The sequence below is a fragment of the Phenylobacterium sp. genome, from assembly GCF_044358365.1.
In the GTDB taxonomy this organism is placed as follows: Bacteria; Pseudomonadota; Alphaproteobacteria; order Caulobacterales; family Caulobacteraceae; genus Phenylobacterium.
Genome location: NZ_JBIKNZ010000006.1, coordinates 17,505 through 39,107, shown reverse-complemented (window position 1 = coordinate 39,107; position 21,603 = coordinate 17,505). Strand labels below are relative to the sequence as shown.

The window sequence follows — 21,603 nt, the reverse complement described above, 5'->3', positions numbered from 1 at the left end:
TGACGTTAAGGATTGCGACGCCATTTTGCGGGCTCCCGAAGACGGCCCGGAGGCTCAATGCCCAACCTCGTCCGCCGAAGAGACGTTCTGACCTTCGGGGCCGCGCTCGGCCTCACCGCCATCGCCGCGCCCGCCTGGGCCCGGCAACTGGACATCTGGGAACCGCGCCGCGCGATCCTGGACAACCTGCACACCGGCGAAGCCTTCAACGAAGTCTACTACGCCAACGGCAGCTATCTGCTCGACGCCCTGGCAGAGGCGACCCGGGTCATGCGCGACTGGCGTACCGGAGACGAGCGCTTCATCGACCCCACGCTGTTCGATGCCCTGCACGCCATCCGGGACAGGCTGGAAAGCCCCCGTCCCTTCCAGGTGATCTCCGGCTATCGCTCGCCAAAGACCAACGCCATGCTGAACCGCCGCAGCAACGGCGTGGCCGAAAACAGCCAGCATGTGCTGGGCAAGGCGATCGACCTGCGGATTGAAGGCGTGGAGCTGTCAAACCTGCGCAATGCCGCACTCGATCTAGCCGCCGGCGGCGTCGGCTACTATCCTCGCTCAAACTTCGTCCACGTGGACACAGGCCGGGTCCGCCAGTGGAGAGGATCTTAGCTCACTGATCAGTTTGAGGGCGGCGAAGGCTCCGGCTCTACCGTCGTCATGCCCGTGGCGGCGGCGTCTTCCTCGATCTGGACCTCTTCCGGCGTCCTGACCGGCGCAGCCTCAACCGGCGGCGGGGGTGGAGGTGCAACCACCGGCGGTGCGGCCGGTTCTTCGATGATCTGGGGCGCGGGCCTGGGCTCAGCGGGCGCATCGAACTGCAACCAGCGACTTACCGCCAGCGCCAGCAACACCGCCGCGCAGGCCGATGCGATCCAGAGTACGGTTTTCAGCATCTCGGCCTCCTACGCCTTGGCCGGGGGCGGCTTTGCCGGCGCGGACAGCACGCCTACACGCTGCAACAGGTCACGGTCCCAATTGTAGGGATCGGTCCGGAAGTGCATCTGGCCGTCGGCCCCCGCAAAGGTGGTCCAATAGAAGATAAACACCGGCACCTGCGCCGTCAGACGCGCGCGCACCGTCTTGTCGCCCAGCAACTGGGTGTCGATGGCGTCCGGCGTCCAGGTCGAGTTTCCCTCAAGCAGGGCCTCGGCCAGCGCACGGGGCTTTTCAAGCCGCACGCAACCGTGGCTGGCCTGACGCGCGAACAGGTCAAAGCCGCCCTTGGCCGGTGTGTCGTGCAGATAGACAGCGAAGGGGTTGTCGAAGTCGAACTTGAACCGTCCCAGCGCGCTCTCGTCGCCGGACGCCTGCTGCAGACGCGGCTTGCCGCCGGGAACGTCGATGATCCGGTAGCCGTTGCGCGCCAGATAGCCGGGACTGGCCTTTTCCTTGGGCCAGAGCTCCCGATCCGCGATGCTGTAGGGCACGTTCCACGGCGGATTGATCACCACGCTGTGGATCGACGAGGCCAGCATTGGCGTCTCGTCACCCGGGCGGCCCGAAACCGCCTTCATGGACATTACCGGCCTGTCGTCGCGGAACAGGGTGACCACCGCGGCGCCCGCGTTCACCTGCACCCGGGTGGCGGGCATGGTCGATGGCATCCAGCGCCAGCGTTCCATATTGGCGATGATCTGCAGCACCCGTTGGCCGACCGGCTGGTTCAGGTGAGACAGCAGGTCGCGCCCGACGACGCCATCGGGCTTCAGGCCAAACCGGCGCTGCGCCCGTTGCACAGCGTCCTGCAGGGGTTTGTCGAAGACGGCGGCGCCCACGGCCGGTGCTTGCGGGTCCTCGGTCGCCAGCCGCACCCGCAACGCGGCAACACGGGGGTCGGTGGATCCGAGCCCCATCGGCTTGCCGGCCGGCAAGGTCTGCCAGCCCCCGGAGACAGCGATGTCGCGATAGCGCGCCAGGCCACGTTTCAGCGCTGCATAGCCCGAGTAGCGCGGCGGCAGGCTGTCGAACCAGGCCTGCAGGCGATCCTCGCCCAGCGCCTGGGCCAGGTCGGCGGTGGGATCGTAGGCGGCCGGGCGGACGGCCCAGACATCCGGGAAATCTTCCGGCGCCATACGCCCGATCCGGACGTCCCGCGCATAGTCCAGCAACCCCTCGGTCAGCGCGCTTTGCTGGGCTGGCGAGAGTGCGCCGGAGACGCCGTCCGGCAAATAGGCCTTGGGCTGAAGCCCGTGGAGATCAGCCGCCTGCAGCACACGGATCGCGGTCTGCGCCTGGGCAGGCGTCAGGTCGGGAATGACAACGGGCGGCGGCGGCGGCGGCGGGACGACCGCCTGTGCAGCTGGAGCCGCTGCGGGCGGCGTTACGGGCTGCGCGACCGCAGGGCTGAGAACCACCAGATGCGCCAGTGCGGCCAGGGCAAGACCGCGCGCCACGCGTTCGCCTGCCAACCCACGCCCACCCATGATGTTTCCCGGCCCTCCTCGACAAAACCCGGCGACGCAACGCCTCGCAATATGGCTCTACGCACGCCGACGACTCGCGGATCCATATCTATCTGAGCTTACCCGCTGACAGTGTCGATATGGTCACACACCATAGACCCGGGAGCGTAGCATTCCCGCCACAGCACGCCCGTCAGGCAGGCGGATACCTGTGGGTCCGCCCCTTAGGATCTGTCACCCCTTCGGGGCCCAGGTAGCAGGGGCCGACCGGCGCCTTTCCGTGGCCTCCGGGAATGTCCAGGATATAGGTCGGCTGGCACAGGCCCGAGACCCGCCCGTTCAGATCTCGCATCAACGCCTGACCCGCCTCGAAGGTGGTCCGGAAGTGCCCGGTGCCTGGCGCGAGGTCGGGATGATGCAGGTAGTAGGGCTTGATCCTCAGCTCGACAAACCGCCGCATCAGGGCCTCGAGCGTCGCCGGATTGTCGTTCACGCCCTTGAGCAACACGGTCTGGCTGACCATGGGAATTCCCGCGTCGACAATGCGCGCGCAGGCGGCCGCCGCCGCCGGGGTCAGCTCATCCGGATGATTGGCGTGAAGCCCGACCCAGGTGGTCTTGCCCGACGACTTCAGCGCGGCGACCAGTTCGCCTGTGATGTTCTCTGGATCGACCGCCGGCACGCGGGTGTGAAACCGCACGATCCTGACGTGCGCGATCGCGGCCAACCGCTGCCCAAGGTCGCGCAGCCGCCGGGGTGAGAGGATAAGCGGGTCTCCGCCTGTGATGATCACCTCCCAGATTTCCGGGCGTCCCGCGATGTAGGCCATGGCCGCGTCCAGTTGTGCGGCGGACAAGGGTCGGATCCCGTCCGGCCCGACCATCTCCCTGCGGAAGCAGAACCGGCAATAGACCGCGCAGGCGTGGTTGGCCTTCAGCAGCACCCGGTCGGGATAGCGGTGCACGATCCCCTCGACCGGGCTGTGCGCGTCATCGCCGATGGGGTCTGCACGCTCTTCCCGCGTCTGGATGACTTCCGCCGCCGTGGGCACGAACTGGCGACGCATGGGACCGTCGTCCGGCTCGATCAGGCTGGCCATCGCCGGCGTAATCGCCACGGCGTAGCGCGCCGCGACCTGCGTCAGTTCGGGCAGGTTCGAATCGCTCACTATGCCGTGTGCGGCCAGATCCTCGACGGTCCTGAGAGTGCGCGTGGTCATGCGGCGCGCAGATATGCCGGATGGCGCACCGCGTCCATCACCCTGTGCCTGCAGCGCCGCCTCAAGCCACAGGAGTCCACAGCACCTGCTCAATCCGCTGCGCGCCGGCGGCCAGCATCACCAGCCGGTCAAAACCCATCGCCCCGCCGCTGGCCGGCGGCATGATCGCCAGCGCGGCCAGGAAGTCCTCATCGATGGGATAGCGCTCGCCGTAGAGCCGGGCCTTCTCGGCCATCTCGATCTCGAACCGGGCGCGCTGCTCGACAGCGTCCGTCAGCTCCCCGAAGCAGTTGGCCAGCTCCACCCCGCAGGCATAGAGCTCGAACCGCTCCGCCACCCGTGGGTCGCCGGGCTTGGGCCGGGCCAGCGCCGCCTCGGACAGCGGATACTCGCAAAGGATCGTCGCCCGGCCCTGGCCAAGATTCGGTTCGACCTTTTCCACCATGATCCGGCTGAACACGTCGGCCCAGGTGTCGTCCGTCGCCACCCGGATGCCCCGGATGCGCGCCTGCGCGGCCAGATCCTCACCGAACAAATTCACCCCGGCATGCCGTTCAAACGCCTGCGCCACGGTCAGCCGCTCCGGTTCGGCGAAAGGATCCGCCTCACGTTCGCGCCACCTCAACCGCCCTGTCCCCGCCGCCTCGGCCGCCACAGCCAGCAGCGTGGCGCAATCCTCCATCAGCACCTCATAGGCCGCGCCCGACCGGTACCACTCCAGCATCGTGAATTCGGGGTGATGCAGCGGCCCGCGCTCGCGGTTGCGCCACACCTTCGCCAGGGTGAAGATTTCGCGCTCACCCGAGGCCAACAGCTTCTTGCAGGCAAACTCCGGCGAGGTGTGTAGAAACATCGCCCGCCTCTCTCCCGCCGTGGTCAGCGCCTCGGTGGCGAATGCATGCAGATGGGCTTCGTTGCCCGGCGAGATCTGGAGCGCTGCGGTCTCCACCTCGGCAAAGCCCCGCCCGTCGAACCAGCCCCGCACCGCCCGGGTGATCCGGCCCCGTGCTTCCAGGAACGGCAGGCGGTCCGCGCGACGCTCCGGCGACCACCAGGGACTTTCAGCGATGTCGGACAAGGTTGCGGCTCGGCTGGGGGCTGGCGATTTCGGCTCCAGTCGCTATAGGGGCGCCACAAGAATTTCATCAGCGGAATCGCGCGGCCTTGTCCGCCGGCCCCGCCCCAGACTCTGAGGACCCATGGTCAAAGTCATCGCAAGCTCGCTGCGCAAGGGCTCCGTCGTCGACATGGAGGGCAAGCTCTACGTCGTTCTGACCGCCGAAAACATCCACCCGGGCAAGGGCACGCCCGTCACCCAGCTCAGCATGCGGCGCATCTCTGACGGCGTGAAGGTGTCGGAGCGGTGGCGGACGACCGAGCAGGTCGAGCGCGCCTTCGTCGACGACCGCAACTACAACTTTCTCTACAATGATGGCGAAGGCTATCACTTCATGAACCCGGAAAACTACGATCAGGTCGTGGTTCCGCCGGATGTGGTGGGAGACGCGGCGCCCTGGCTTCAGGACGGCATGACCGTGGTGCTCTCCACCCATGAAGGCACACCCATCGCCCTGGAACTGCCACGCCTGGTGACGGTGGAAATCGTCGAGACCGAGCCGGCGGTAAAGAACCAGACCGCCTCGTCCTCCTACAAGCCCGCGATCCTGGCCAACGGCGCCCGCATCATGGTGCCGCCCTATATCGCGGCGGGCACGCGGGTGGTGATCCTCACGGAAGACGGCTCCTACCAGGAACGCGCCAAGGACTAAGGCCGCCGCTGCTCTGGCGCTTGGCCAAGCCTGGCCCTAGTCTGGTCGGCGTGACGTCAAAGACCGCTACCAGCTTCCTTCGCTGTGGACTCCTCGTCCTGGCTGCCGTGACCCTGCTCGCCGCGCCGGCGTTCGCCGCCCCGCGCCCGACGCTGGCCGAGCCCTCGCTCTCGCCGGATGGCGCGGAGATTGCCTTCGTCTCCGGCGGCGACATCTGGACTGTGCCGGCAACTGGCGGCACGGCGGGCCTGCTGATCACCGATCCGGCCACCGAGGGCCGCCCGTTGTTCTCGCCGGACGGGCGCGGGTTGGCCTTCACGTCCAACCGCAACGGCGCGACCAACATCTATGTGATGGCCCTGGCCACGGGTCAGATCCGGCGGCTGACCACCTCTGACGCCAGTGAACGGCTCGACGCCTGGTCGCGGGACGGCAAGTGGATCTACTTCACCTCGGCCGCCAACGACATCGCCGCCCAGAGCGACATCTTCCGGGTCGCGGCCACGGGAGGCACGCCGCTGGAGATCAGCCGCGAGCGCTATCTCAACGAATTCAACGCTGCCCCCTCGCCGGATGGCGCAACCCTGGCCCTGATGGCCAAGGGCCGTTCCGGCGGCGAATGGTGGCGCAATGGTCACGCCCACATCGATGAGGCCGAGCTCTGGCTGAAGCCCGTCAGCGAGACCGGCGCCTATCGCAGGCTGCTGGGCGCATCATCCAAACGGCTCTGGCCGATGTGGAGCGCCGACGGCCAGACGCTGTTCTTCATGAGCGACGAAGGTGGCGTCGAAAATCTCTGGCGCCTCGGGCTCGAACCCGGCGCCCGCCCCCGGGCCATCACCACCTTCACGGACGGCCGCGTGCTGTTTCCGTCGATCAGCCTGGAAGGACGCGCCATCGTCTTCGAGCGCGAGTTCGAGATCTGGCGGCTGGATATGGCCACAGGCGCCGTCGCAAAAGTCCCGGTGGCGCTCCGCGGCGCCCCCGCCGCCGCCGGCGAGCGGCGCCTGAACGAGACCAGCTTCCAGGCCCTGGCCCTCTCGCCGGACGGCCGGAAAGTGGCCCTGATCACCCGCGGTGAGGTGTTTGCCGCCTCCACTCGGGACGGCGGCGCGGCCCAGCGGGTCACCGACACCCCCGGACCCGAGTCCAGCCCGGTCTGGTCGCCTGATAGCCGGCGGCTGGCCTATGTCTCGGAACGCGGCCTGGGCAGCCGGATCGTCGAGTATGACTTCGCCACTGGCACGGAGCGGTTCCTGACCGACGCCGCCGGCTATGACTGGGCGCCCGTCTATGCGCCGGATGGCAAGTCGCTGGCCTATGTGCGCGGCCGTGATGAGTTGCGCGTGATCAGCCTTGGCGGCGGCGACCCGCCACGGGCCGGGACACTGGTTTTCAAGGGCGCCCTGGGTCGACGGCAGGGATCGCGTCCCACCTGGTCTCCGGACTCAAAATGGCTGGCCTTCGCGGTGACCGACCGCAGGGCCTTCCGCAACATCTGGGTGGCGCCCGCCGGCGGCGGTGAGGCCCGACCCATCAGCTTCCTGGCCAACGGGACCACCAGCGACACCATCGCCTGGTCGCCGGACGGCCGCTTCATCCTGTTCGACACGGGCCAGCGCAATGAGGACAGCGGCATCGTCCGCATAGATCTGCTGCCCAACACGCCCAGATACCGGGAAGACACCTTCCGCGACCTGTTCAAGGGCCTTCCCACAGCGCCTGCGCCGCCGCCGACCGCCATGGTCGCCTCTCGCACCATCCTTGTCAGCCAGCCCACGCCGAAAACAGAGGGCGAAAAATCCAGAGTCGAGCCGATCCGGATCGCCTTCGAGGGTCTGAGAGAACGCGCGGGCTTCCTTCCGCTGGGCGCATCGGTCGATACGCCCGTGATCAGTCCGGATGGGAAGACCCTGGTCTACCGGTCCAACCGTAACCTGTTCGCCTACAGCCTGGACGAGCTAGCCCGCGATCCACCGGCGCCGGAGCAACTCACCGGCGGGCGGCGGTCCAAGGACGGCTACGTTTTCGATCCCGGCTCGAAGCAGATCTACTACCTCGACGGCGGGCGCCTCAGCGTCACCACGGTCGATAGCCCCAAGCCCCGGACCATCGACGTCAATGCGGAGATGACGGTCCGTTTCGACGCCGAGAAACAGGTGATCTTCGACCAGGCCTGGTCGACGCTCAACCGCGACTTCTACGACCCCGGCTTCCATGGCCGGGACTGGGCGGCGCTAAGGTCACGGTTTGAACCCTTCGCCCAGGGCGCGCGGACCCCCGACGAACTGCGGCGGGTGATCAACCTGATGGTCGGCGAACTGGACTCGTCCCATGTGGGGGTAAGCCGGCCAACCGAAGGCTTCGGTGCCGCACCAGCTTCCCGCGTGGGCGACCTCGGCCTGCGGTTCGACAGGCAGGCCCATGAAACTGGCCAGGGCCTGACGGTCCGCGAGATCGTGGCCCTGGGCCCTGCCGACATCGAGGGGTCGATCCGGGTCGGAGACCGGCTGCTGGCCGTGGATGGGCGCCCCCTCAGCGACGGCGCCAATCTGAACAGCTACCTGCTGGACCGGATCGGCAAACGCACGGCCCTGACCCTCTTGTCTGCCTCCGGAGCGCGGCGCGAAGCGGTTCTGCGCCCGGTGACCCTCGGCACGGCGTCCGGCCTCCTCTATCGCCAGTGGACGCGTGATCGCCGCGCCTATGTCGAGGCCGCCAGCGGCGGCCGGCTGGGCTATGTCCACATTGCCGGCATGAGCGCCGCCAGCGTGACCCAGCTAAACATCGACCTCGACGCGCAGAACCAGGGCCGCGAGGGTGTGGTCATCGACCTTCGCAACAATCAGGGCGGCTTTCTGAATGGCCAGATCCTGGACGTCTTCACGCGCCGGAATTTCCTGACCATGACCCCGCGCGGCCTGTTCGGCCTGCCCAGCCGCCAGAACCTGGGCCAACGCGCCCTGGACCGGCCCACGGTCGTCGTCACCAACGAATACACCCTGTCAGACGCCGAGAATTTCGTGGAGGGCTATCGCGGGCTGGGTCTCGGAAAGGTCGTCGGAACCCCCACCGCCGGCTGGCTGATCTACACCAGCGAGGTCAACCTGATCGACGGCTCGGTCTTCCGCGTCCCCTTCATCCGCGTCGACGACGCCGGCGGCAGGAACATGGAACGCAATCCCCGCCCGGTCGACATCCCCGTCGAGCGCGCCCTTGGAGACCCCCGCGACGCCCAGCTCGACGCTGCGGTAGCCGAGTTGCTGAAGGGGTTGGGACCGAGATGATGCGCCGGGTTTGCGCTCCACCAGTGGTGCTTGTCCGATCCATCAGGCCCGGTTCCGCGCTGGGCCGGGACATGATAAAAGCACCGTTGTGAAGCCCGAACCCAACCTCTTCGAAGACGTCGACCATGAGGCCGAGGCGGCAGCCGACGCCGAGGGCCTGGCCGACATCGAAGCCGGACGCGTGGTCCCCCACGATGAGGTCGCGCGCTGGCTCGACACCTGGGGTACGCCCGACGAAGCGCCGCCGCCCGCGTCGTGGTTCAGGTAGTCTGGTCCTTCCGCGCGCTGGCCGATCTGGCCGCGATCCAGGGGCACATCCACCAGTTTCGTCCGCTGGCGGCGCAACGCATGGCCCAACGGCTGAAACTCGCGGGCGATAGCCTCGCCGAGCATCCTGAGCGAGGTCGACCTGTAGGCGAGTTGCGAGAACTGGCGACAGTGTCGCCCTATCTGATCCGGTATCGGGTCAGGTTAGATGTCGTGCAAATCGTGCGGATTCGACATGGGGCGAGGCTGCGGTAGCGGATCGAACGGCGCGTCGCCCGGCAGGGCGCATGTAGGGGCAAGGTGTCGACGCAATCCCCTTTGGCCGCCTGCCTTGCCGCCACCAGATGAACGCATCACCCGTCCACCCCCAAAGCGCGTCATCCACCGGCCGCGCAGCGGACCGGGGGATGCCTGCCGACGCCGACCTGTGACGTGGCCCGCGCCCCTGTCAAACCGCAGAAAACGCAGAGCGGCGCAGAGGGCAGCGGTGAGGCGGCGCGGTGGGCGCGTTCCGGGCGGCCCTCTGCATGCCGCCAGGCGCCCTGCGGTTGTCTTCACCCGACCTCTGCCCATCCGGCCGTCGCCCGGGATGCCGTGCGGCGTCGGCGCAGCACGGGTTTGTCCACGAACCGACACGAACAGCACGAACAGGCGAGCGCGACGCCCCCGCCCCCTGCGGTCACCCCCGCGAACGCGGGGGCCCAGGTGTTTTTCCGGCGGTGGGAGCGGTCTAGAATGCGCTGATATGCCGCTCCTCCGCTTGCTTCGTGTCCCGCTTTCCTATGTCATCGATTTTCCTGCAAAACGTACCTGGATTTATTGTCTTCAGCCATTCCGTCTTCGCTAGAATATGAGCAACGACATCCGTCAATACCCGAGATTGATATACCTCCATTGCTGCACGTGGTATTGGAGACATAAATCTGACTAAAAATTATAGTCTTTCGCTTATAAAGTCTATTGTTGTCTATTGCTGATCTGATTTTTGACAACTTTACATGAAATTCTTCGCTGCACTTCATAGAATTAAATTTCATCACTGAAGATATTGTCTTGTCGTACCGATATTCTTTGTAAACAATCATATCAGTATTTGCATCCAGTTCTCTGCAATTACTTTGATTTGCGACCACAATGTCGTAGTAATTGGCAAATACGAACCAACGCATTCGATGACTCCAGCCGTCGCTTGCGCTGACACACTTTGTCCAAGCTGGCCTTTCCGGGAAATTCATTGAAAATGCCGCATCCAACGGCACGTCCGACTGGCGCGAATACACCAGTAGAATTGAAGTCGATGCTAGGATAACAATCCCTGCTCCGAAACCGATCCTGCGCGTCCTCTGATTCCCCACTTTAGATCAATCTACGAATTCAACACTGGACCCGCACTTGGCTGAGCTGGCCCCATAGTTTGGGCATGCCGCAGAAGATGTTTTGGGATCTTTGTGTTGTCTATAGCGCCCCGATAGTGGGCTCCCGGTCCATTGAGCATCTCTCCCGACTTGAGCGTTTGGACCCGGATCAATACCTTTTACAATGCGGGCACCGGCACCCAGCATCCCCTCCCGCGCGGCATCCACGCAACTGGCACCGATTAAACAATACGAACGACCATGCCAGGCATCAATGGCGGCAGCGCCGCCTGCCATGTCGTCTGCTTCTGGATGGTAAGAAGCAATGACATCGGCACGAGATTTTTCGGTGTCAGGATTAAGCTTCACGGACGCCCGAATAATCGATGACATGCTTTGAGGCGTGAGAATGCCCCTTCCATCAAATTTCGCCGTCACCGGGAGCCGGACCGCGTAAACATTGTTGGCCTTCTCCCGATCTCCTTGGCTAGATCCGTAGTCGGCATAAGTCGCGAAACCAGTTTTCTGATCCACGAAGACAACCGCTGCATGGCCAGCACCGTACGCTCCATCCGTGAAGGAAAGCCAGATTGCATCGGTTCCAGCTGGATCGATTCCATTCACTGGATCCCCCCGCACATAGGCATAGAGGTTCGGATCATCCGCCTGCCCGATCGGATCGGTCTGCAGGAACCGGCCCATGGCCGGGTCGTAGACGCGGGCCTTGTAGTGGTAGGCTTGGGCTTCGGGGAAGGCGGCCTGGCCGGTGTAGCGGAAGCGCGGGCCGGTCCAGTCGCTGGGCTCGCCCCAGGGGCCGTAGGCGTAGGGCGTGACCGCGCCCGCCCCGTTCGAGACCCCGATGATCGAGCCCTGACGATCTGCGTGCAGCCAGCGCCGGTCGGCCACGCCCGAGCCCTCGTACCAGACCAGCGGCTCATCCACCCCGGGGCCGTGGACATAGCGGCGAAGGGCCGGGGCATTCCTGCGGCGTCTCGCGCCGGTTCGCCCGCACGAATACGGCTTCATCTCCGGCTGAGGCGCGGCCCTGCCCATGAGCTGCATTGTAACTCCAGGCGGCACATTGCCAACCGGCAATCTGTGGTGGGCAACAAAGGATCGAAGCGAGCTCTCAAGCCGCCACCCGACCCACTGGCGCCCGGCCGCCTACGCGCTACAACGGCGCATCGTCCCACGGAGCGCGCCATGTTCAGACCTATCGCCCTCACCCTGGGGCTCACGCTGCTGTGCACTGGAGCCGACGCCCAGATGATCAGTCACTACGCCTCGGCGGGCGAACAGCAGGCGGCCATGACCGACGGCCAGGTCACGTCCGAGCAGCTGGCCCGCGCCTATCTGGAGCGGATCGAGCGGATCGATCGCGCGGGGCCAAAGCTGAATTCCGTGCTGGCGCTGAACAGCCGCGCTCTGGCCGACGCGCGCCGCCTCGACGCCGAACGCCGGGCGGGCAACCTTCGCGGTCCCCTTCACGGCGTCACCATCCTGCTGAAGGACAACATCGAAACCAACGACGGCACCGCCACCACTGCCGGCTCACTGGCGCTGGCGGGCAATATCACCGGCCGCGACGCGCCCATCGCCAAACGCCTCACCGAGGCGGGCGCTGTGGTGCTGGGCAAGGCCAATCTGTCGCAATGGGCCAATTTCCGCTCGACGCGGTCGATCAGCGGCTGGAGTTCGGTGGGCGGCCTGGTGCGCAACCCATACTCGCTGGACCGCACCGCCTGTGGCTCATCGGCGGGATCGGGCGCGGCGGTAGCGGCGGGGCTGGCGGCCTTCGCCATCGGTACCGAGACCGACGGCTCGGTCATCTGTCCGGCGGCGATGAACGGCATCGTCGGCCTCAAGCCCACCGTGGGCCTCGTCTCCCGCACCCACATCATCCCCATCTCCCCCGAGCAGGACACCGCCGGGCCGATGACCCGCACCGTGGCCGACGCCGCCGCCCTGCTGAACGTCATTGCCGGCAGCGACCCGGCTGACGCGGCCACGAAAGAAGCGGACGCCAGAAAGGTCGACTATCTGGCCGCCCTGAGGGGCGCCACGCTCAAGGGTGCCCGGATCGGTGTCTGGACACCCAACAAGGGCCGCTCGCCCGGGACCGACGCGGTGTTCGACGCTGCCGTGAAGGCGCTGGAAGCCCAGGGCGCCGTGCTGGTGGAGGTGAAGACCGACGCCGCCGTCATGGGCCAGATCGGCGCTCTCGAGGGCGAATGCCTGCGCACCGAGTTCAAGGCCGCGCTCGAAGCCTATCTGGCCACGACACCGCCCGCCGTCACCGCACGGACCCTGGAGGCCCTGATCGCCTTCAACAAGGCCGAGCCGCGCGAGATGCCGCTGTTCGCCCAGGAGATCTTCGAACAATCGGTCGCCAAGCCGCCGATCACCGATCCGGGCTATCTGGAAAAGCGCGCCCAGGCCCGCAGCCTCGCCCGCGGCATGCTGGACAGGATGCTGGCCGACAACAGGCTGGACGCCATCGTCTCGCCCAGCAACGGCCCGGCTTCCATCGTCGACCCGGTGAACGGCGGCGTCTCGTTCGGCTCACCCACCATGCTGCCGGCGGTGTCGGGCTATCCGCACCTTACCGTCCCGGCGGGCCAGATCACCGGCCTGCCGCTCGGGCTGTCCTTCATCGGCCCGGCCTGGTCCGAGGCCCGGCTGCTGAGCCTCGGCTTCGCCTTCGAGCAGGCCACCAGAGCCCGCCGCGAGCCCGCGTTCCTGCCAAACGTAGGCGCGAGGGCCGAGATCGGCCGGGCCTACGACCCGCGTTAGCGCCCCGTCGGCAGGTCCTTGAACGCCACGTCCTTGTCGACGCGGATGTCGCCGGGCAGGCCCAGCACGCGCTCGGCGATGATGTTGCGCAGGATCTCGTCCGTGCCGCCCGCGATCCGCAGGCCGGGCGACGACATCACCGAGGCGTGGAACGCGCCCCTGAGCGGCGCCAGCTCCGGATCGCTGATGATCCCGTACTGATCCAGCATCTCCAGCGCCTCATTGCCCAGATCCTGCATCTGGGTGGCGGCCACCACCTTGCCGATCGAGCTCTCGGGCCCGGGCGTCTGGCCCCGGCTGAGCGCGGTCATGGTGCGGTTGCGGGTGTGCTTGAGGCCCTCAGCCTGCACGTACCAGTCGGCCAGCTTTTCACGCAGCGCCTGATCCTTCAGCGCCGGTCGGCCATCCACGCCGGTGATCCCGCGCGCCGCCTCCATGAACTGCGACCAGCCCGCGCCGGACGCGCCGCCCACGGCCAGACGCTCGTTCATCAGGGTCACGAGACTGACCTTCCAGCCGTCGTTGACCGCCCCCAGCCGCTGGCTGTCCTTGACCCGCACGCCGGTGAAGAACACCTCGTTGAAGCCCGAGCCGCCCGACATCTGGTGGATCGGCCGCACCTCGATGCCCGGATCGCTCATGTCGACCCAGAACATGGTCATGCCCTTGTGCTTGGGCGCGTCCATGTCAGTGCGCGTGACCACGATGCCGAAGTTCGAGAACTGGGCCCCCGTCGTCCACACCTTCTGGCCGTCGATGATCCAGTCGCCGGAGCCGTCATCGACGCGCACCGCCTTGGTCCGCGCCGCCGCCACGTCTGAACCGCCGGAGGGTTCCGAGAACAGCTGGCACCAGATTTCCTCACCGCGCAGGGCGGGGCCGACGAACCGGGCCTTGGTCTCGGCGTCCGCAAACGTCGCGACCGTCGGCACGCACATGCCCAGCCCGATCGTGAACGGGTTGGGCGGAATCGGGTGATTGGCCTCCTCCTGATTGAAGATGACCTGCTGAAGCGGGTTGCCGCCCTGCCCGCCCCACTCCTTGGGCCAGGTGATGCAGGCATAGCCCGCCGCTGCCTTCTTCGCCTGCCAGGCCTTTGACGCGGCCATTGAGCCGCCGCCTTCGCCATCATCGACGACCGCCGATTTCGGCGCATTGGCCTCCAGCCAGGCGCGGACTTCCGCGCGGTAGGCAGCTTCTTCGGGGGTGTCGTTGAAATCCATCTGTCCGCTCCTTAGGCCGCGTTACGACGTTCGAGGTGGCTGATCAGCCGTTCCTTCCAGACCCGGGGCGCGCCGGCCACCAGGCTGAGCTGGCGCGAGCGCCGGTAAAAGAGGTGGGCGTCGATCTGCCAGGTGAAGCCGATGCCGCCGTGGGTCTGGATGTTTTCCTTGGACGCAAACCAGAAGGCCTCCGACGCCGCGATCCGCGCGGCGCTGGCCGCCACGGGCAGCTCCGGCGCATCGGTGTTGAGCGCCCAGGCGCCGTAATAGGCGTTGGATCGGGCCAGTTCGTTCTTGATGTAGATATCGGCCAGCTTGTGCTTGATCGCCTGGTACGATGCGATCACGCGGCCAAACGCATAGCGCTCCATGGCATAGGCCTTGGCCATTTCCAGACACCGGTCCGCGCCGCCGCACTGCTCAAAGGCCAGCAGCACGGCCGCCCGGTCCATGATCTGCTCCAGCAGGGCGAAGCCTTCTCCCGGGACGCCAAGACGTTCGGCGGTTGCGCCGGCGAAGGTGAGCCTTGCCGCATCACGGGTGGGATCAAGGGTCTGCAGCGCGTCGCGCGCCACGCCGGCGGACAGATCCACCAGAAACAACCCCGGCTGGCCGTTTTCCTTGGCGATCACCAGAGCATGGGTGGCAATGTCGCCGTCGGTCACCGGCAGCTTGACTGCGGTCAGCTTGCCGCCGGCGACGCTGGCCTGAAGGCCCGCGGCGTTCAGGACACCGGGGCCCTCGGAGGTGGCCACACAGCCGATCACCTCCCCCGCCGCGATCTTCGGCAGCAACGCGGCCTTCTGGGCGTCGGACCCGGCCAGCATCACCGCCTCGGCCAGGAAATAGACCGTCGACGCAAACGGGATCGGCGCCACCACGCGCCCCAGCTCCTCGGCGATGGCGCAAAGCTCCAGATGCCCCAGCCCCAGGCCGCCGTACTGCTCCGGGATCGCCGCGCCCAGCCACCCCTGCCCGGCGACCGCCGTCCAGAGGTCCGCGTCATAGGCGACCTTCTCGTTGTCCAGCACCTTGCGCACCTTGGCCGTGCCGCAGTTGGCGTCGAGGAACTTCCGCGCCTCGTTCTTGAGGAACTTCTGGTCGTCGGAGAAATCAAAATTCATCTGGGCCTCTTCGGCGGTCGGCTGTTCTTGCGTTTCCACAGACACCATCGCGCCGGACGGGGCACAAGAAAAGCGTGACCTCGCGTCAGCGCCTTGGCGCCGCCTCACTCCACCGCTTAGAATGCTCCATGCGCACAGACACAGCCAAACCGATCCAGCTCTCCGAGTATCGCCCGCCCGCATACCTGGTCGATGAGGTTCACCTCACCTTCGACCTGCAGCCCAACGCCACCCGCGTAAAGGCGCGCCTGAGCGTGCGGCGCAACGGCGACCACGCCGAGCCTCTGGCGTTCAACGGCGAGCACCTCAAGCCGATCTCCGTCACCATCGACGGGCGGGCGCTCTCCGCGGATGAGCACGCCATCGACGCGGAATTCCTCACCATCCACGCGCCCCCCGCAGCCTTCACTCTGGAAACCGAGGTCGAGATCGATCCGGAGAACAACACCGCGCTGGAAGGGCTCTACATGTCCGGCGGCCGGTTCTGCACCCAGTGCGAATCCGAGGGCTTCCGCAAGATTACCTTCTGGCCCGATCGGCCCGACGTGCTGGCGCGCTTCACCGTCCGGATCGAGGCCGACACCCGGTTCCACCACCTGCTGTGCAACGGCAATCTGATCGACAGGGGCGCCCTGCCCGGCGGTCGCCACTTCGCGGTCTGGAACGACCCCTTCCCCAAGCCCAGCTATCTGTTCGCCCTGGTCGGCGGCGAGCTGGACGTGCTGGAGGACAAGCTCGTCACCATGAGCGGGCGCACGGTGGACCTGCGCATCTATGTCGACCCGGGCATGGCGGGCCGTGCGGCCTATGCGATGGATTCCCTCAAGCGCTCGATGATCTGGGACGAGCAGGCCTATGGCCGAGAGTACGACCTGGATCTTTTCATGATCGTGGCCGTGCGCGACTTCAACTTCGGGGCCATGGAGAACAAGGGGCTGAATATCTTCAACTCCTCGCTCCTGCTGGCCGATCCCGCAACGGCGACCGACCTGGACTATGAGCGCATCGAGGCGGTCGTGGCGCACGAGTACTTCCATAACTGGACCGGCAACCGCATCACCTGTCGCGACTGGTTCCAGCTGTGCCTTAAGGAAGGACTGACCGTGTTCCGCGAGCAGGAATTCTGCATGGACATGCGCGGCGCCGCCGTGGGCCGCATCAAGGCGGTCAAGGCGCTGCGCACGCGCCAGTTCGCCGAGGATCAGGGACCGCTGGCCCACGCGGTGCGCCCCTCGGCCTATATGAAGATCGAAAACTTCTACACGGCCACAATCTACGAAAAGGGCTCCGAGGTCATCAGCATGCTCAAGACCCTGGTGGGCGACGCTGCATTCCGGGCCGGCATGGACATCTATTTCGAGCGCTGGGACGGCCACGCCACGACGGTCGAGGCGTTTATCCAGTGCTTCGTCGAGTCCTCGGGCCAGGACCTCACCGACTTCTTCCGCTGGTACGAACAGGCCGGGACACCGCGCGTGGCCCTGAGCGCGCGCTACGACGAGGCGTCGAAGTCGCTGGCCGTGACGCTCACCCAGACCAATCCACCCACGACAGGTCAGCCGGTGAAGCGCGATCTGCCGATCCCGGTGACCATCGGTCTGCTGGACACCGAAGGCCGCACCCTGGCGTTCGAGCGCGACGGCGTGGCGACGGACGAAACCGTCGTGGTGCTGAGCGGCGGCGAAACGACCGTCGCCCTGACCGGCGTCGACAGCCAGCCCGTGATCTCGGCCCTGCGCGGCTTCTCGGCGCCGGTGGTGCTGAAGACCGACGCGCCGGCCCGGGCGCGCTATCTGCAACTGGCCTCTGACCCCGACCTCTTCAACCGGTGGGAAGCCGGCCAGGATCTGGCCAGCGACCTGATCCTGTCGCGCGCCGAAGGCAAGCCCGACGAGGTGGGCGAGGAGCGCTATGCCGAGGCATTGGGCCGGGCGCTGAACGATCAGGCCTCCGACGAGGCCTTCAAGGCGCTGTTGCTGGCGCTGCCGGCCGAGAGTGACCTGGCGCTGATGCGCAGCCCGGTGGACCCGGCGGCCTTGCATGCCGCCCGCGACGCCCTGCGCCTGCGACTGGCGCTGCACCTCGACAGCGAACTGCGCCGCCTCCACACCGGCCTTCAGAACCTGGGAGAGTTCTCGCCGGATGCCGCCGGTGCCGGTCGCCGCGCCCTGCGCAATGCGGCGCTGGAGTTGATGGCCGCCAACCCGACGCGCACCGTCGCCGAGATCGCCAGCGGCCACTATCACGCCGCCGCCAACATGACCGACGCCATGGGCGGTCTGAACGCCCTGATGCACATCGGCGGGGCGGACTACGACGAGGCGCTGGGCGACTTCTACGCCAAATGGACGTCCGAGCCGCTGGTGATCGACAAGTGGTTCGCCATCCAGGGCCGCGATACGTCCGAAGAGGCGTTCGGCCGCATCCTGGCCCTGACCGCCCACCCGGCCTTCGACGCAAAGAATCCCAACCGCCTGCGCGCGCTGGTCTCAAGCTTCGCCAACTTCAATCCGGCGCGATTCCATGATCCGAGCGGCGCCGGGTATCGCTTCCTCGCCGACCAGATCATTGCAGTGGATCGGTTCAACCCCATGACGGCCGCGCGGCTGGTGGATCCGCTGGGCGGCTGGCGGCGGCTGAAGCCCGAGCTGGGCGAGTTGATGAAGGCCCAGCTGGAACGGATCCTCAAGGTCGAGGGCCTTTCGAAAAACGTCCACGAACTGGCGGCGCGGGCCCTGGCCTGAATTGTCGAGAACCCCGATGACCAAAGCCCCCGGATCAGCTTAGACTCTGCTTCGGTTCGGCGTTGCCGAACGCCGGACGCGGGGGATTGGCAGGCTTGGCCGAGGGCGGTGGACAGGGCTTGGCCGGGGTGACGCCGGAACGACGGGCGCGCCCGCGCACGTCGGCGCTCAGACGGCTGGTCCGCCCCTCCATTGCGGGCGTCCTTGTCCTTCTGGGCCTGTTCGCCGTCGCCGCACTGGTCCGGCTCCTGTCCGGCGGAGCTGGAGTCTACGAATTCGCTATCTGGTTCATGGTTCCCGTGGTCGCCGCCATCGCGCTCGGCGTCTTCTTGTTTCGCGAAACCCTCAGGGTAGACCGTATCCAGGCCGCCCGCAGTGATTCCGAGACCCGGTTCCGGATGGCCGTCGAGGCGGCGCGCTGCGGCATCTGGGAGTGGGATCTGGCGGACGACAAGATCTTCATGTCCGATGTCACCGCCTCGCTGTTCGGCTGGCGTAGCGGTGAGGTCGGCGGCCAGCAGGTGCTGGACCGGGTCGCCCCGGGTCATCGCGATGATATGCGCGAGGCGCTCTCCACGGCCGCGATCTATGGCGATTTCGATGTCTCCTTCCGGGTGCCGCCCCTGGCGGGCGCGCGGCCCGTCTGGATCGATTTCCGGGGTCGAGGCTTTGGCGAAAGCCCCGAGGGCGGGTTCGCCCGGATCATCGGGGTGGCATTGGACGTCACCGAGGAGCGCCTGGCCCAGGCTCGGGCCCAGTCCGCCGAAGGCCGTCTTCGGGACGCTATCGAGAGCACGTCCGAAGCCTTCGTGCTGTGGGACCGAAACGGCAGGTTGGTACTCTGCAACAAGAACTTCCTCGGCTTTTTCCGGCTTGACGCCGAACTGGCGAAAACCGGCGTGGGCCGCGAGACGGTGGCCCGGGCTACGCGGCGGGCCATTCGCCAGGAGTATCCAGCGGCCGGCGGCCGACGCGGCGTGCGTGAGGCCGAGCTTTCTGACGGTCGTTGGGTCCAGATCTCCGAACGCTCTACAGCCGAAGGCGGACTCGTCGTCACCGCCGCCGACATCACCGTGCTCAAAACCCAGGAAGAGGTACGGCGCATCAAGGAGGGGGAACTGCGCCGGGTCGTTGTGAACCTGGAGCAAAGCCAGGAACAACTCTCGGAACTGGCCCGCAAATATGAGGCCGAGAAAATCCGGGCTGAAGCCGCCAGCCAGGCCAAGAGCGATTTCCTGGCCAACATGAGCCACGAACTACGCACGCCGCTCAACGCGATCAACGGCTTCTCGGAGATCATGGCCGGGGAAATGTACGGCCCGGTCGGCGATGCCCGCTACCGGGACTATGCGCGCGACATCCTGAGCTCCGGCCAGCACCTTCTGGCGCTGATCAACGACATCCTCGACATGTCGAAGATTGAGGCAGGGAAGCTGCACCTGCGTTTCGAGCCTGTCTGCCTTGAGGAGTTGGCCGAGGAAGCGCTGAGGCTGGTGCGTAACCGGGCCGAAGCCGCCGGCCTGAGCCTGATCCTGGACTTCGTCGATCTACCTGAGGTGGAGGCCGACTATCGAGCCGTGAAACAGGTGCTGCTGAACCTGTTGTCGAACGCCATCAAATTCACGCCGCGCGGAGGCCGCATCAGCATTCGCGGTGAGCGGCGCGAGGATGCCCTGGGCGAACGGGTCCGGATCAGCATCCATGACACGGGCATCGGCATTCTGCCGCAGGATCTCGAGCGCCTAGCGCGACCGTTCGAGCAAGTGGAAAGCCAGCATTCCAAGACAACCCAGGGCACCGGCCTCGGCCTTGCCCTGACAAAATCCCTGGTCGAGATGCACGGCGGACTGCTGGACCTTCGCAGCACCCCGGGGCAAGGCACTGTGGCCTCATTCGCATTGCCGGTTCGGCAAAGCGAGGCCATGTCGGTTTCGACCGCCGCCGCCTGAGACAGCCAGCTCTATCGCGGCGGCCTGTCTCCTCGCGGCGCCCGCGGCCGGGCCAGGGCTTCGCCCAGACTGCTGCGATCGGCAGGCGAGAGGGTTACTGCAAACGCGATGAGCCGCCGGTCCATTTCCAGCCGGCTCTCGAATTCCAGCGCTCGTGCGCGCTCGAGATTTGCCCTTGCGACTTCCGGACTGAAAGCCGGGTCACCCAGACTGCGGAAAGCCGCCTGACTGAGGGTTCGGGCCTCCCGCATTTTCGGGGCGGCGCGCGTTGAGAATTCGAGCGACCCCGCGCGCCAGGCCGCTTGGGCCTCCGGCGACAGTTCGCGGATGGCTGCCCCCACGGGATTTCGGCTTCTGGGGTCAGGACCCTTGGCTGAGACCGGCATCCCTCGGGTCCCGTCCGACAACCTCGAGCCGACAAAGGCGCCGACGACGAAGACGTTCACTGCCAGCGAGACCGACAAGGCGACCCAGAGCGCTCGGGTACTCATCACACCTCCCCATCGAGGTCGAAATCAAAGTTCTGATCGCTCGCGGCCATCGTCACAGCCTCCGAGGGCTCAGCGGAGACTATCGCTGCAGAGAGGTGGGCGCCGACAAAAATCCCGGCGGCGCAGGCCGCCGCAAGCCCCGCGCCAAGACCCGCAGGCCAAAGAAATCCCATCCAGCGCCCACGAGCTGGCCGGGGCCCGGCAGCCACAATCCGATCCGCGAGGCCGACAGAAGCCTTGGGCGGCGCGTAGGCGTACAGCGCCGTGTCGACCTCACCGGCCACGGCCAGCACCGATTGCGCCCAGTCAGCCTGCGCGGCCATCAGCACCGCTGCCTCCTCTCGCTCAGCGACCGGCCAGCGGGCCACATCACCGCCAAAGGCTTCGGCCAGGGCTTCGAAACGTTCTGGGTTCATGGCCTCACCCCTTCATATCAGCCAGTGCGACGCGCAAAGCGCGTCGACCTCGCCCCAGCAGGCTCTCCAACGCCTCGACACTGACGCCCATCACGGCGGCGGCCTCGATGTTGCCGAGCTCCTGATAGTGACAGAGCACGATCGCCTCCCGCTGACGATCCGGCAACGACTGCAGCGCAGCCCCCACCCGCCGACCTGTATCTGCCGCCTGCAGGCCCCGGTCGGGGCCTGGTCCATCGTCCGCACGATCCGGCGGATCGGCAAAAGCAAGCTCGCGCCGCCGACGCAGTCGGTCGTAACACAGGTTCAGCGCCACCCGGTGCAGCCAGGTATCGAACCGCGCTTCGCCGGGCCGCCAGCGTGACGCCTGTTTCCAGATTCGCAGGAACACCTCCTGGGCAACGTCCTCCGCCTCGACGGCGTCGCCCAGCATGCGCCCGGCCAGCGACAGCAGGCGCGGCAGTTTGCGAGCGACCATAGCCCGCGTTGCCGCGGGATCGTCCACGGCAACGCGCGCCAGCAACTGGTCGTCGGAATCCCCCAAGCGCATTGGCTCCTGGA

At 66.6% G+C, this 21,603-nt stretch carries 17 protein-coding genes and 1 pseudogene; 8 read left to right on the top strand and 10 right to left on the bottom strand.

Translation table 11 applies throughout. From position 1 onward, the window contains the following. Positions 1–57: 57 nt before the first annotated feature. Positions 58–612, top strand: a complete 555-nt coding sequence (locus tag ACIQ3B_RS03215; protein WP_397399877.1) for a YcbK family protein — start codon at positions 58–60, stop codon at positions 610–612. An 8-nt stretch (positions 613–620) separates the two neighbouring features. Here ACIQ3B_RS03215 and ACIQ3B_RS03210 read toward each other — a convergent pair whose 3' ends face one another. The 4 genes from ACIQ3B_RS03210 to epmA form a co-directional block, all read right to left on the bottom strand. Beyond that, positions 621–896 carry a hypothetical protein gene (locus ACIQ3B_RS03210; RefSeq protein WP_397399876.1) on the bottom strand — a complete coding sequence of 92 codons (276 nt, stop codon included), beginning with the start codon at positions 894–896 and terminating at the stop codon, positions 621–623. Positions 897–905: 9 nt separating this feature from the next. Then, complete coding sequence (locus ACIQ3B_RS03205) at positions 906–2,396, bottom strand: murein L,D-transpeptidase (protein ID WP_397399875.1); 1,491 nt, start codon at positions 2,394–2,396, stop codon at positions 906–908. 202 nt (positions 2,397–2,598) lie between these two features. Further along, complete coding sequence (locus ACIQ3B_RS03200; RefSeq protein WP_397399874.1) at positions 2,599–3,624, bottom strand: lysine-2,3-aminomutase-like protein; 1,026 nt, start codon at positions 3,622–3,624, stop codon at positions 2,599–2,601. 61 nt (positions 3,625–3,685) lie between these two features. Next, positions 3,686–4,702 carry an EF-P lysine aminoacylase EpmA gene (gene epmA / locus ACIQ3B_RS03195; RefSeq protein ID WP_397399873.1) on the bottom strand — a complete coding sequence of 339 codons (1,017 nt, stop codon included), beginning with the start codon at positions 4,700–4,702 and terminating at the stop codon, positions 3,686–3,688. A 121-nt stretch (positions 4,703–4,823) separates the two neighbouring features. Here epmA and efp point away from each other — a divergent pair, with 121 nt between their 5' ends. From efp to ACIQ3B_RS03175, 4 genes are all read left to right on the top strand, one after another. Beyond that, positions 4,824–5,393 (top strand): elongation factor P, encoded by a 570-nt coding sequence (gene efp / locus ACIQ3B_RS03190; RefSeq protein WP_397399872.1) that lies wholly within the window; start codon positions 4,824–4,826, stop codon positions 5,391–5,393. A gap of 107 nt (positions 5,394–5,500) precedes the next feature. Continuing rightward, complete coding sequence (locus ACIQ3B_RS03185; protein ID WP_397399871.1) at positions 5,501–8,680, top strand: S41 family peptidase; 3,180 nt, start codon at positions 5,501–5,503, stop codon at positions 8,678–8,680. 88 nt (positions 8,681–8,768) lie between these two features. Continuing rightward, positions 8,769–8,948 (top strand): antitoxin, encoded by a 180-nt coding sequence (locus ACIQ3B_RS03180; RefSeq protein WP_397399870.1) that lies wholly within the window; start codon positions 8,769–8,771, stop codon positions 8,946–8,948. Next, a complete protein-coding gene (locus tag ACIQ3B_RS03175) occupies positions 8,936–9,202 on the top strand; it encodes a type II toxin-antitoxin system RelE/ParE family toxin (RefSeq protein ID WP_397399869.1) in 267 nt (88 codons plus the stop codon). The genes ACIQ3B_RS03180 and ACIQ3B_RS03175 overlap by 13 nt, the downstream gene beginning before the upstream one ends. Before the next feature lie 1,106 nt (positions 9,203–10,308). Here the strand turns inward: ACIQ3B_RS03175 and ACIQ3B_RS03170 are convergent. Further along, entirely contained in the window at positions 10,309–11,364 is a 1,056-nt protein-coding gene (locus tag ACIQ3B_RS03170) for an RHS repeat-associated core domain-containing protein (protein ID WP_397399868.1), read from the bottom strand. A 141-nt stretch (positions 11,365–11,505) separates the two neighbouring features. Here ACIQ3B_RS03170 and ACIQ3B_RS03165 point away from each other — a divergent pair, with 141 nt between their 5' ends. Then, positions 11,506–13,095 carry an amidase gene (locus tag ACIQ3B_RS03165; RefSeq protein WP_397399867.1) on the top strand — a complete coding sequence of 530 codons (1,590 nt, stop codon included), beginning with the start codon at positions 11,506–11,508 and terminating at the stop codon, positions 13,093–13,095. Here the strand turns inward: ACIQ3B_RS03165 and ACIQ3B_RS03160 are convergent. Both ACIQ3B_RS03160 and ACIQ3B_RS03155 read right to left on the bottom strand, forming a co-directional pair. Next, positions 13,092–14,318 carry an acyl-CoA dehydrogenase family protein gene (locus ACIQ3B_RS03160; protein WP_397399866.1) on the bottom strand — a complete coding sequence of 409 codons (1,227 nt, stop codon included), beginning with the start codon at positions 14,316–14,318 and terminating at the stop codon, positions 13,092–13,094. The two genes, ACIQ3B_RS03165 and ACIQ3B_RS03160, sit on opposite strands and share 4 nt — an antisense overlap. An 11-nt stretch (positions 14,319–14,329) precedes the next feature. Beyond that, positions 14,330–15,442: an acyl-CoA dehydrogenase family protein gene (locus ACIQ3B_RS03155; RefSeq protein ID WP_397399865.1), complete on the bottom strand. Its 1,113-nt coding sequence runs from the start codon at positions 15,440–15,442 to the stop codon at positions 14,330–14,332. A gap of 128 nt (positions 15,443–15,570) precedes the next feature. Between ACIQ3B_RS03155 and pepN the strand changes: the two genes are divergently transcribed. Further along, complete coding sequence (gene pepN, locus ACIQ3B_RS03150; protein ID WP_397399864.1) at positions 15,571–18,186, top strand: aminopeptidase N; 2,616 nt, start codon at positions 15,571–15,573, stop codon at positions 18,184–18,186. A 290-nt stretch (positions 18,187–18,476) separates the two neighbouring features. Continuing rightward, positions 18,477–20,036: pseudogene (locus ACIQ3B_RS03145) on the top strand (PAS domain-containing sensor histidine kinase); the annotation flags it as partial. A 110-nt stretch (positions 20,037–20,146) separates the two neighbouring features. Here the strand turns inward: ACIQ3B_RS03145 and ACIQ3B_RS03140 are convergent. The 3 genes from ACIQ3B_RS03140 to ACIQ3B_RS03130 are packed head-to-tail and all read right to left on the bottom strand — an operon-like array spanning position 20,147 to position 21,586. After that, on the bottom strand, positions 20,147–20,626 hold the full coding sequence (locus ACIQ3B_RS03140) for a periplasmic heavy metal sensor (RefSeq protein ID WP_397399863.1): 480 nt from the start codon (positions 20,624–20,626) through the stop codon (positions 20,147–20,149). After that, on the bottom strand, positions 20,626–21,042 hold the full coding sequence (locus ACIQ3B_RS03135; RefSeq protein ID WP_397399862.1) for a hypothetical protein: 417 nt from the start codon (positions 21,040–21,042) through the stop codon (positions 20,626–20,628). Before ACIQ3B_RS03135 ends, ACIQ3B_RS03140 begins: the two co-directional genes overlap by 1 nt. A 4-nt stretch (positions 21,043–21,046) precedes the next feature. Next, on the bottom strand, positions 21,047–21,586 hold the full coding sequence (locus ACIQ3B_RS03130; RefSeq protein WP_397399861.1) for an RNA polymerase sigma factor: 540 nt from the start codon (positions 21,584–21,586) through the stop codon (positions 21,047–21,049). Positions 21,587–21,603 lie beyond the last annotated feature (17 nt).

Bases quoted from the DNA above. Each gene is read 5' to 3' on its own strand.
- ACIQ3B_RS03135 (WP_397399862.1), bottom strand. From the start codon at position 21,042: ATGAACCCAGAACGTTTCGAAGCCCTGGCCGAAGCCTTTGGCGGTGAT.
- ACIQ3B_RS03155 (WP_397399865.1), bottom strand. From the start codon at position 15,442: ATGAATTTTGATTTCTCCGACGACCAGAAGTTCCTCAAGAACGAGGCG.
- ACIQ3B_RS03210 (WP_397399876.1), bottom strand. From the start codon at position 896: ATGCTGAAAACCGTACTCTGGATCGCATCGGCCTGCGCGGCGGTGTTG.
- efp (WP_397399872.1), top strand. From the start codon at position 4,824: ATGGTCAAAGTCATCGCAAGCTCGCTGCGCAAGGGCTCCGTCGTCGAC.
- ACIQ3B_RS03200 (WP_397399874.1), bottom strand. From the start codon at position 3,624: ATGACCACGCGCACTCTCAGGACCGTCGAGGATCTGGCCGCACACGGC.
- ACIQ3B_RS03160 (WP_397399866.1), bottom strand. From the start codon at position 14,318: ATGGATTTCAACGACACCCCCGAAGAAGCTGCCTACCGCGCGGAAGTC.
- ACIQ3B_RS03215 (WP_397399877.1), top strand. From the start codon at position 58: ATGCCCAACCTCGTCCGCCGAAGAGACGTTCTGACCTTCGGGGCCGCG.
- ACIQ3B_RS03170 (WP_397399868.1), bottom strand. From the start codon at position 11,364: ATGCAGCTCATGGGCAGGGCCGCGCCTCAGCCGGAGATGAAGCCGTAT.
- pepN (WP_397399864.1), top strand. From the start codon at position 15,571: ATGCGCACAGACACAGCCAAACCGATCCAGCTCTCCGAGTATCGCCCG.
- ACIQ3B_RS03140 (WP_397399863.1), bottom strand. From the start codon at position 20,626: ATGAGTACCCGAGCGCTCTGGGTCGCCTTGTCGGTCTCGCTGGCAGTG.
- ACIQ3B_RS03165 (WP_397399867.1), top strand. From the start codon at position 11,506: ATGTTCAGACCTATCGCCCTCACCCTGGGGCTCACGCTGCTGTGCACT.